Annotated in this window: 7 protein-coding genes and 1 pseudogene; 2 read left to right on the top strand and 6 right to left on the bottom strand. The window is 53.3% G+C overall.

The features are described 5' to 3' along the window. Positions 1-1,066: 1,066 nt before the first annotated feature. Positions 1,067-2,218, top strand: a complete 1,152-nt coding sequence (locus CINSTRO3249_RS08120; protein WP_074012906.1) for an ankyrin repeat domain-containing protein — start codon at positions 1,067-1,069, stop codon at positions 2,216-2,218. A 380-nt stretch (positions 2,219-2,598) separates the two neighbouring features. Here the strand turns inward: CINSTRO3249_RS08120 and tkt are convergent, their stop codons facing one another. From tkt to CINSTRO3249_RS17185, 6 genes and pseudogenes are all read right to left on the bottom strand, one after another. Next, positions 2,599-4,593, bottom strand: coding sequence for a transketolase (gene tkt / locus CINSTRO3249_RS08115; RefSeq protein WP_074012905.1), 1,995 nt, complete (start codon positions 4,591-4,593; stop codon positions 2,599-2,601). 15 nt (positions 4,594-4,608) lie between these two features. Next, positions 4,609-5,559, bottom strand: coding sequence for a transaldolase (gene tal / locus CINSTRO3249_RS08110; protein ID WP_074012904.1), 951 nt, complete (start codon positions 5,557-5,559; stop codon positions 4,609-4,611). Between the two features lie 224 nt (positions 5,560-5,783). Continuing rightward, positions 5,784-6,239 carry a YaiI/YqxD family protein gene (locus tag CINSTRO3249_RS08105; protein ID WP_074012903.1) on the bottom strand — a complete coding sequence of 152 codons (456 nt, stop codon included), beginning with the start codon at positions 6,237-6,239 and terminating at the stop codon, positions 5,784-5,786. Between the two features lie 4 nt (positions 6,240-6,243). Next, a pseudogene (gene hemF / locus CINSTRO3249_RS08100) lies at positions 6,244-7,158 on the bottom strand (oxygen-dependent coproporphyrinogen oxidase). Positions 7,159-9,115: 1,957 nt separating this feature from the next. Continuing rightward, positions 9,116-9,325: a hypothetical protein gene (locus CINSTRO3249_RS08095; RefSeq protein WP_125933152.1), complete on the bottom strand. Its 210-nt coding sequence runs from the start codon at positions 9,323-9,325 to the stop codon at positions 9,116-9,118. Between the two features lie 14 nt (positions 9,326-9,339). Then, a complete protein-coding gene (locus tag CINSTRO3249_RS17185; RefSeq protein WP_174249758.1) occupies positions 9,340-9,504 on the bottom strand; it encodes a hypothetical protein in 165 nt (54 codons plus the stop codon). Positions 9,505-10,044: 540 nt separating this feature from the next. Here CINSTRO3249_RS17185 and CINSTRO3249_RS08090 point away from each other — a divergent pair. Beyond that, the gene (locus CINSTRO3249_RS08090; protein WP_074012901.1) at positions 10,045-10,515 is read left to right on the top strand and encodes a Panacea domain-containing protein; all 471 of its coding nucleotides are present in this window, start codon (positions 10,045-10,047) and stop codon (positions 10,513-10,515) included. Positions 10,516-10,667 lie beyond the last annotated feature (152 nt).

Below are 10,667 nucleotides of genomic sequence, written 5' to 3'. Positions count from 1 at the left end.
TTGAGTAATCCTGATTCCCCCAACAGGTCCTGAGGGGAGTGGCAATCCTGGAGCAATTGGTCAATAAGATCGTTGCTGATAGGCATTTTGTAGTCCTTTAAAGGTTTTGCTAAAAATGCCATTTACAAAGATTATTTTACAGCCTCCTCGCTGGCCTATCCATCTTGTTGAATACACTAAAATTATTATCGGAATATAGTCTGGAAGAACTTACTCATTTAGCGAGAGTTGCTCTTAAGCCTCCTCCCTGATGTGTAGATACCTATGCAGAGAGAGTCGGGATCAACCGTTTACTGTCTTTAATGTCTCGCTGTGTTTTATAATTCGCCCTCAATCTCTCGCTAATATTATCGCCGTATATTGTCTCTAATGTTGTATTCTCTTCCATTTCTTTCTTGGCTGTTCTCTAGGGAAATTGTTAATGCATTGCGACAGGAAATATTTTGGATATAGTCCCTGTCTGTTCGCCCATTCGATAGTTTAAAGATTATGATGATCCCTTAAATTAAAGGAGAGATGTGATGATTACAGACTTATCGTCCTACCGTCGTCAAATTGGCAGCCACCATAACCGTCATTTACAACCGGACAATGCGAATCGCAATCCCGCGTCAGGAAATGACCGAAATAATGCCTACATTGCGCCATCGCGCCGTATGCCGCTATTTATAACAGGCCTGTTACTCACCAGCCAAATAGCCCAAGCGCTTGCAGTCCCTCTCAGCACCGCACGGGGGCAGCATGGCCCTCCACCGCGCGGTGCTGGCGCGTTGCGCACCGTCAGACAGACATGCACAGCACCTCCCGCGAGCGAAGGTTTCGCGCCCGCGGCGCCCGTACTGGACACTGGGCGCACGCCAAGGCAACCTGTATTTCCCTGCCGTTCAGAGCGGTACAACGTGTTCGCTCAGCTCGACCTTGTCCCACGCCCGGACGAAGCAAAAGCGCCGCCGGCACGGGCCGCTGCACGCAAAAAACGCCTGACATTGCGGGCCACAGAGTCGGTCTATTTTCCTGGTTGTGAGCCTCTTTCAGGGCGCCTGAATCTGACCCTCCCCGCGTCGCAATGCAGGCCCGTCAGCGCGTCGGATTGTCCGGCCCGTCCCCCCAGCAGGGCAGTGGCGTCCCCCGCGACGGGTCCTTTCTCTCTCTCTCGCAAGCCGCCAAAGAGGGGGACCTCAACTGCGTAGATGCCAGCTTACGCGCGGGTAGCGCCGTCGACCAACGTGATGAAAATAATTACACGCCGCTACAGTTGGCCATAAAAAATGGCCATTTCGCCGTGGTAGAGCGCTTACTGAGCTATAACGCCAACCTCTCGGTTGTCACGCCGAACAAGAACTCTACCTTGCTGCATTTGGCCGTCGAGGCCGGTTGTCCCGACGTGTTGACCCTGCTGGCCGATGTAGCCAAGGCTCATATCAATCAACAGGATAGCTGTGGTTGGACCCCATTGATGATTGCTACTCAATGGCCCGATCCCGCACTGTGCTCAATCCTGCTCAATGTCACGGGGATCGATGTCAATCTCACCAATGTTTACCATCAAAGCGCCCTGTGGTTGGCAACCACCTATGATAGTAAAGGGGTCTTCGAGCGGCTACTTCACTGTGAGGATATCGACGTTAATATCGCTGATGTGTATGGCAGCACGCCGCTGATGGAAGTGGTCAGAAACGGTACAAATGATCACCTTAACCAACTTCTCAACAACCGCGGGATAAAGATCAACCTACAAGATAAAAGCTACCAGACTGCGCTAATGCTGGCGATCGAACACAACAAGACGGAGATGTTTGAGCGTTTACTCGCGTTTAGCGGGCATGATTTCAGCCTTCGGAACTCCTATTACCAAACGGCGCTGCAGATGGCGGTGAAATCGGAAAATTTAAATTTCGTTCAGAAATTAATGGCAAAAAGTCATAGCGACATTAACGCGACGGATTATGACGGCAACACCGCGTTGCATATGGCGGCCTGTGCTGGCAACCAGGCTATCGTCGAGCAGTTGCTCACGGCAGAGGGGATCAACGTCACGCTCAAAAACCGCGCCGGGGAAGATGCCCAACATTGCGCCGTTTCTCTGGATCATATCAACACAAATTTGGTGATAATTGGCTATATGATTAAACATAATATCAGCTCCCTCGCCGACGGGGAGGGCGACGACGAGATTGCCATAGATTCGCGGGGGGCGACCCCGACGCCATTGGCGTAAGGCGCCCGCAATGTGCCGGCAACCTGCGTAATACCGGGAGTGGTACTTGCTGCCCTGCTGTGCCGAGAATCTGCGCAATACCGACGTGCTGCGCTGCTGTGCCGGCAGCCTGCGCAATACCGGCGTGCTGCGCTGTTGTGTCGGCGAACGGCGGGCACTAAGGGATACCCGATGTGGCGAATGCGGTCTCGGCGGCGTGTCACAGCGTGGGTGAGCAGTATCTTGGAAATACCCGGCGCAACGGCGCCGGGGGTGCCCGGTGCAACGGCGCAGGGGATGCCCGGTGCAACGGCGCAGGGGTACCAGGCGCAACGCAGTAAGGGGATAAGACACAAAAACGCCGGAACCCGAGGGTCGCCGGCGTAAGGTGAGGGAAAGTCTTACTTCAACAGCGAACGCGCTTTGTTCAGTACGTTCTCTTTGGTGAAGCCGAACACTTTGAACAATTCCTCCGCCGGTGCCGATTCACCGAAGGTGGTCATGCCGACGATCTGCCCGTTCAGGCCCACGTACTTATACCAGTAATCGGCGATGCCGGCTTCGATAGCAACCCGGGTCGTCACCGCTTTTGGCAACACCGATTCGCGATAAGCGTCGTCCTGCGCATCGAAAACGTCGGTAGAAGGCAGCGATACTACGCGCACTTTGCGGCCTTCAGTCTGCAACTGCTCATAAGCGGCTACGGCCAGCTCCACTTCCGAACCGGTCGCGATGAAGATCAGTTCCGGCTGTCCTTCGCAATCTTTCAGCACATACCCGCCGCGGGCGATATCCGCCAGCTGCTGCGCCGTGCGCTCTTGCTGCGCCAGATTCTGACGTGACAAAATAAGCGCGGTAGGACCGTCGTGGCGCTCGATGGCCTTCTTCCAGGCCACCGCCGTTTCCACCTGATCGCAGGGACGCCAATTGCTCATGTTCGGCGTCATGCGCAGGCTGGCTAACTGCTCGACCGGCTGATGGGTCGGGCCGTCTTCACCCAAACCGATAGAATCATGGGTATAAACCATGATATGGCGCGCTTTCATAAGCGCCGCCATGCGCACCGCATTACGAGCGTATTCGACAAACATCAGGAAGGTGGCGGTATAGGGCACAAAACCACCGTGGTGGGCGATACCGTTACCGATAGCCGTCATGCCGAATTCGCGCACGCCGTAGTGGATATAATTACCGGCAGGATCGTCGGCAATCGAGGTGGATTTCGACCAGATGGTCAAATTACTGGGCGCCAGATCCGCCGAGCCGCCCAGGAACTCCGGCAGCATGGGGCCAAAGGCTTCCAGTGCGTTCTGCGAGGCTTTACGGCTGGCGATCTTCGCCGGCTTGGCCTGCAGCTGTTCAATGATTTTCTGGCTTTCCGCCTGCCAATTCGCCGGCAGCTCACCGTTCATACGGCGTTTGAACTCGCGCGCCAATTCGGGGAACGCTTTTTCATAGGCGGCGAATTTATCATTCCAGGCCGCTTCTTTCTGCTTGCCCGCCTCTTTCGCGTCCCAGCCTTGGTAAATTTCCGCCGGGATGACGAAAGGCGGCTCGTTCCAGCCCAGCGCTTTGCGCGTAGCGGCGATTTCATCGTCGCCTAAAGGCGCGCCGTGGGCGCCGTGGGTGCCGGCTTTGGTCGGTGCGCCAAAGGCGATAACGGTTTTACACATCAGCAGCGACGGTCTATCGGTGACGGCGCGGGCGTTTTCGATGGCCGCCTTGACGCTATCGCTGTCGTGGCCGTCCACGCCGCGTACCACATGCCAGCCATAGGCTTCAAAACGGGCGGCGGTGTCATCGCTGAACCAGCCCTCGACGTCGCCGTCGATGGAGATGCCGTTATCGTCGTAAAACGCCAGCAGTTTGCCCAGCTTCATCGTGCCGGCCAGCGAGCAGACTTCATGGGAAATGCCTTCCATCATGCAGCCGTCGCCGAGGAAAACATAGGTATGGTGATCGACAATCTCATGGCCGGGACGGTTAAACTGCGCCGCCAGCGTACGCTCGCCGATCGCCAGACCGACGGCGTTGGCAATCCCCTGGCCCAGCGGCCCGGTGGTGGTTTCCACGCCATCGGTGTAACCGTATTCAGGGTGCCCTGGGGTTTTGGAATGCAGCTGACGGAAGTTTTTCAATTCTTCCATCGGCAGATTGTAGCCGGTGAGATGCAATAGGCTGTAGAGCAGCATCGAGCCGTGGCCGTTCGACAGAATAAAACGGTCGCGATCGGCCCATTTCGGATTAGACGGATTATGGTTCAGGTAATCGCGCCACAGGACTTCGGCGATATCCGCCATGCCCATCGGCGCGCCGGGGTGGCCGGAATTGGCTTTTTGCACGGCATCCATGCTTAACGCACGGATAGCGTTGGCAAGCGCTTTTCTTGATGTCATTAGAGGCTCCAAAGGTTACAGTTTTGCCGCCAGAAGATCTTCCAGGCTTTGTTGGTCAACCGCGAACTGGCGGATACCTTCGGCCAGTTTGTCCACGGCCATCGCATCCTGGTTATGTTCCCAGCGGAATTCCGGTTCAGACAGCGGCGCCGGCTGATGAAAACCTTCGGTGGAGGGCGACAGTTTACGCTCAACGCGCGCGTCGGCTTTATGCAACTCTTCCAGCAGGCCAGGGGAGATGGTCAGGCGATCGCAGCCGGCCAGCGCCAGAATCTGTTCCACTTTACGGAAGCTGGCGCCCATGATGACGGTTTGATAACGGTGCTGTTTATAATAATCGTAGATTTTGCGCACCGAGACCACACCCGGATCCTCGTCCACCACGTACGGGTCGAGCGGTTTACGTTGGTTGTACCAGTCATAAATGCGGCCGACGAACGGCGAAATCAGATACACGCCGGCTTCGGCGCAGGCGCGCGCCTGGGCGAAGGAGAACAGCAGCGTCAAGTTACAGTTAATCCCTTCTTTTTCCAGCTCTTCAGCGGCCTTGATCCCTTCCCAGGTGGAAGCCAGCTTGATGAGAATGCGGGATTTATCGATCCCCTGTTCCTGATACAGGGCCACCAGTTTGCGGGCCTTGGCGACACACATGCCGCGATCGAAGGAGAGGCGCGCATCCACTTCGGTAGAGACACGTCCTGGTACGCTTTTGAGGATCTCCACGCCGATATTGACCGCCAGCTTGTCGGAGGCGTTAATAATCTGGGTTTCGCGGGTGCCGCCCTGTTTGCGGGCATAGGCCAGCGCATCTTCAAACAGCGGTTGATAGGCGGTAAGGCTGGCGGCTTTTAGGATCAGGGACGGGTTGGTGGTGGCATCTTGCGGCGTATAATGGCGGATGGACTCGATGTCTCCGCTGTCGGCCACGACGGTGGTAAATTGTTTCAGACCTTCTAACTGGTTCATTTCTCTACTCCATGAATTGAATACTATCACCCGCATAAGTGACGGTTAACTTTAGGATAACACTGCATCAACAAGACGTAGAATGAAATACGCTTTTTCTGATTATTATGATGACTCTAATCTATGGCCGCGCAGAAGGCAGCGACCGGGTAAGCCGGCGCTGTCGCGTAAGGTCAACAATCTACTTTATCTTCTCATAAATAATTGTGAAAGAGTGCTATATATTAACGCCGCGACTGAACCTGGTGCAGCCATTTATCCAGCTGGCGCGCAAATTCCTGGCGCTCGCGCTGCCCGAGCGGCGGTGGACCGCCCGTTTGGATGCCGCTGCCGCGCAGGGTATCCATAAAATCGCGCAGGGTGAGTTTCTCGCGGATTGTGGCCTGCTGGTAAAGTTCGCCGCGCGGGTTAAGCGCCAGCGCTCCCTGTGCCAGCACTTCCGCCGCCAGCGGAATGTCGGCGGTAATCACCAGATCCCCCGCAGCGGCCCGTTTGACGATTTCGTTGTCCGCCACGTCGAAACCGGCGGCCACGCGCAGCGTGCGGATAAAGCGAGATGGCGGCACCGGTAGCGATTGATTGGCGACCAGCGTGATCTGTATCTCATGCCGTACCGCGGCGCGAAACAGGATCTCTTTGATGACCCGCGGACAGGCATCGGCATCCACCCAGATTTCCATGCTGTTACTCCTTAAGCCAATCGCGGGCCGGCAAAAAGTCGCGATACAGCGCGGCCTCGGGGCTGTCGGGCGCCGGATCGTAGTGATATTGCCAGCGGACCAGCGGCGGCATCGACATCAGGACCGATTCGGTGCGGCCGCCCGATTGCAGACCGAATAAGGTGCCGCGGTCCTACACCAGATTGAATTCGACATATCTGCCGCGGCGGTAGAGCTGAAATTGCCGCTCGCGCTCGCCCCAGGGATGGGATTTGCGCCGCTCGACGATGGGCAGATAGGCATCGAGATAGCCCTGACCCACGGCGCGGCTGAAGGCGAAAGCCTCGCTGAAGTCCGGGGTGGATAAGTCATCATAAAACAGCCCGCCGATGCCGCGTGCCTCGTTGCGATGCTTGAGAAAAAAATAATCGTCACACCAGCGCTTATAACGGGGATAGACCGTGTCGCCGAACGGCTGGCACAGGGCCTGCGCCGTGCGGTGCCAGTGGACCGCGTCCTCGTGAAAACCGTAAAACGGCGTGAGGTCGAACCCGCCGCCAAACCACCATATCGGTTCCGCCCCCGGTTTTTCAGCGATAAAAAAACGCACATTGGCATGGCTGGTGGGAATGTAAGGGTTCTCTGGATGCACCACCAACGACACGCCCATCGCCTGATAGGAACGTCCGGCCAATTCTGGCCGATGAGCGGTAGCGGAGGCCGGCAGGGCGCCGCCATACACCCGTGAAAAATTGACGCCGGCCTGCTCGAAGACCCGGCCCTGGCGCAACACCCGCGTCCGTCCGCCGCCGCCTTCGTCGCGCTGCCAGAGGTCTTCATGGAAAACGGCGCCGCCGTCGGCGGCGGTTAACGCCGCGCAAAGGGTCTCCTGCAGCGTCAGAAAATAGGCGTTAATGTGTTCGATATCCGGTTGTTCCATCGCTAAAATCCCTGTGTGTAAGCGGCGAAAAGGTGAGGCTACGCCAGTATAACGCCGGCGGGGCCGTAACACTAACCGTGCGGGCCAAAACGGCGCCTGAACGGGGGGGACGCCTCCGGTGGGGTGAGCCACGGCTGTCTTTAAGAGATTTCGGGCGAAAGAGTCATAAACTGCCCCGGAGTTATTTGCCTTCATCACAAACAATATTTATTTTTAAAACAAATAAAAACAAATGAATAAATAAAATAATCCAGTGATTTTCATTATTTGTTATACTAATGGTCACTCATAACTTCCTGCACAACCGCGCAAGCTCTCGAACGCTTGGAAACAACTTTTCCGCTCAATGATGGCTTTAGTATAACCATCCCCCCAAGCTGTTTTCCCATGTACACCCGGTATGCAGTAACATCCCAACGCCATGATAGAGACGATGTGCCAGCCACAGAGAGAATGCACACCGGGGGTTCCATGCCTACCAAGCTCGAACATGGCTGCACAAAATCTCCTCAGCCCTCGTGCTATGCGGATTCTGCTGGGCATACCCCCACGACCTACAAAAATATTGTAGGTCTCCGTGAAGCGTACGGGCGTTGGATATCGGTAACCGGGGAAGTCATTTCGGGTGGGGACGCTGGACAAGTCCTTCAGACGTGCACAAGCCAAAGCGGCATGAACCGCGTATCTTTTAGCGAGGCGGTTGGATGCAGATGACCGACTGACTATAAGACGGTTGGTCGCTTTTTGGACATCTGAGAGGCTGGGGCATGACCCACTAAATGTGGGTTAGATTTTTTTTATAAAAAGTAAAAAAAGTCTCGGGTTACACGGGTTACCGGGTTATCGTAGGGTGCTAAGTTTTTATTCGCATTTATAATCAATGGCTTGACATTTTTTAACCAGAGATTTGTAACTCGTGAAACAGCGTTCCTAACCCGTGAGTAACTTCACGTAACCCGTAGAATAATCTCTCTGCAATGCGGCTATGTGATTGTCATCTTTCAGGTGCATGGGAGTTTTCCCCGAAACAGGGGAAAATTAATCGTCATGCTATGCCGCTGGACAAATGAGAAATCGGCATTGTTATTCAATAGGTTATCTGTGCGCAAGCCCCCACGACCTTCGCTGATTTTGCGAGTGACTAATAGTCACGCACAAAGTTTGAGCATGCCTCAGGGGTGGCATTTGAAATGTGACCCTTTGGACGATGCACACCCGGTATGCAGATTGCTGATAACCCGTTGATACGCCTTATGCTTCAGTTTTGAATCATCTCTACTTTTGCGAGTCAGTATCGCTGACGCACAAATTTTGAGCGATGCGATAATCGTCGCACCGGTTGGTGAGCTTCCGATACCAAGGGGCACATAAACCCCGGGATTTTCCCGTAGTTTAAATACACCAGACGCACAGATGTTAACAGGGGAAGGGTTTCAAATCCGACCCTTTGGACTATGCACACCCCATGTGCAGCATGGCTGTACCGCCGCTCTATGATTTTGCACTCCCCGATTTTGGGGAGCTCAAAGTTTGAGCGAAGCTACAGAAATAGCTCCGGGTAACCAAGGCAATAATATTGACGTGGTTCGTTGAGACGTTTTGCGAGTCAGTAACACTGACGCACAGAGTTTGCGCGAAGCATCGATTGGTGCTTCGGTCTGCACAAATTCCCAATCGGCATTATCATTCAATAGGTTATCTGCACATACCCCACGAACTGCGTCGAAATAATCGACGTGGTTAGCCGTGCTGCACAAATCGAAAATATCCCCTTACGTTCAGATAGTTATCTGTACGCAAGCCCCCTATGGCTGCTTGGTGGCGACATTTTAATCAGTCCGTTTGAAACGTAAAGGTGACTCTGTGAAATGGCGAAAGGTAAACGAACACTAAACGCGCGACGGCAACTTTTTTTATAATATAAGCAAAAAGGGGTGGTTTTAGTGGTTTGAGTGGTTTAGAAATCCGCATATAATTGAAATATAATGAAATGATTGAAATTTTCTAAACCACTCACCCCCGTTTTTAAACCACTGGCACCCGCTTTAAAACCACTTCCCGTCGACGATTGAGATAAAATCATCTGGAAAAGCTCCCTCTCTGGCTGGCTCATGTGCTGGACAACTGCCCCGGAAGCCTTATCGGCTGTGGCTTTTACTGCACACACCCCCTGTGCCACCCTCAAAAATAGTGCTCATCGGCAGCTTTTACCGGATTTTTGCAAAACTCAGTACCGGGCAATCGCGGATGCTGATTATTGCTCAAAAGTTGAACTACAAAATTTTCGTAGTTCAAAATATAGCCAAGCACATACCAACTGACATGGGCAATCGCCTCATTGCTCACGCGACCATACCTAAGAGCGTCTGTGCGCCATCGTGAGAGGTTTTCGGCTTTGAATTACTAAAGGGTGCCAGACATTGGCAAAACGTCTCAGGCAAGCTGACGGGTGCCTTAAAATTGACATCAACGAATGGATGCAAGCCTGAGAGCACCCGTAAGCCATCAGGCGCGCTTCATATGCCAACGTGGTGGGGTTTTGAATGGAGAGCGAAGAAAATCGCTTACAGCGCCAACACGTGCGCTAAATGGGAGATTGCTGGAGACTGTTGGGAGGGGAATTGAGGAGAGAAGCTGTGGCGACCGTAAATGTTCAACAGAGAGTAAACGTCAGTGTGAATATTACATTGTGCTGGAGTGCCACAGGTCAACGAAATCGGACGCATTGCGTTGAATACGAACAAAAAATTCTCTCTTAATCTGTAGATATTCCGCGAACAACATCAAGCAAAATATAAAATTAATTTCTGTCAAGGTATGAAATACTTGTCACTCAGCTACATGGAATGTGGTTATTGGGTTTTCGTTTATACAAAGGAGTGGTGTATGAGAGATTGTTTCGATTTAGCAAATTATTATCTGATACGAAATCAAAACGAGGGCTGTGGGGATGTGATTACCAGCACTAAATTGCAACGACTTGTTTACTATGCACAGGTCTTTGCACTATCTCTGCTTGGCAAACCATTATTCAATGAAAAAATTGAAGCCTCACCCGATGGTCCTGTTATCCGTGCCCTGAAGCTGAGGTACCGATACTATAAGAATGGGCCGTTACCAGTCCCGCCAGTCAAGATAGACATGAGCAAATTTACGCCTGATGAAGCAGCTATACTCGACAAAGTTCATCGTATCTATGGTCAGTATTCAGGCTGGAAGTTACGTGAAATGGCTTGCAGTGAACATGAAGAGCTACAGCAAAAGAAGGACGCCTGCCAGGGTAACACCTTCATGCTCACCGATACATTGACCCGCTGGCATAAGTCCGAACTCGGCCAGTTCGCGCAGAGGCACTGATGGCGGCCCCGCCTCGTTGAGGGGTCGGGGTAATTTTTCTCTTGCTTAACAACACAGCGTACTACTACACTGGGGCTATACCCCATTTACGATGTCCAAACACGAGGAAGATGATATGACTAGGTTATTAAATATTGTCGCTCGAGCTATCA

It is taken from the genome of Candidatus Sodalis sp. SoCistrobi (assembly GCF_900143145.1).
Classification (GTDB): Bacteria; Pseudomonadota; Gammaproteobacteria; order Enterobacterales; family Enterobacteriaceae; genus SoCistrobi.
Note: the sequence above shows the minus strand (reverse complement) of the source record. Positions and strands in the feature narration are given on the sequence as shown.